This is a genomic window from Terrisporobacter mayombei, assembly GCF_020748465.1.
GTDB classification, from domain to species: Bacteria; Bacillota; Clostridia; order Peptostreptococcales; family Peptostreptococcaceae; genus Terrisporobacter; species Terrisporobacter mayombei.
This window is the reverse complement of sequence record NZ_JAHZMP010000213.1, coordinates 1-459: the sequence shown is the minus strand read 5'-3', so window position 1 is coordinate 459 and position 459 is coordinate 1. Positions and strand designations below refer to the sequence as shown.

Below are 459 nucleotides of genomic sequence, written 5' to 3'. Positions count from 1 at the left end.
ATGGTCGGCATTTTGTAATCCAGCAGATTGGGGTTACGGACCACGCCGCTTTTAGCATCGATGATCATCTCTTCAAATAGCGCCCAGCCAATGCCCATTCCCATTCCGCCGTGTACCTGACCTTCTGCCAGCAGTGGATTAAGAATATGCCCTGAATCATGAACGTTGAGGATGCGGTTGATGGTGACTTTGCACAGCGCAATATCGACCGTCAGATCAACAAAGGTACAGCCAAACGCCGGTGGGTTAGTGGTGGTTTTGATGGAGATTTCCGCAGAGAGCTGCCAGCCGCGTTCAGGGTGGTAGAAAGCGTCCATCGCCAAATCTTTTAACGACATTAACGGCTCTTCCGGTCGTTCAACCAGCACGATATGGCCTTTTATCAGGGTCAGATTCATCGCTGACTGATGAAGCATGACTGCGGCGTGAGCGATGATTTTCTCTTTTAATAATAGTGCC

1 protein-coding gene is annotated in these 459 nt (G+C 49.9%); it reads right to left on the bottom strand.

The genetic code is table 11. The features are described 5' to 3' along the window. Positions 1-459: molybdopterin cofactor-binding domain-containing protein (locus tag K0039_RS25270; protein ID WP_228106880.1), on the bottom strand; the 459-nt coding region annotated here is incomplete at both ends.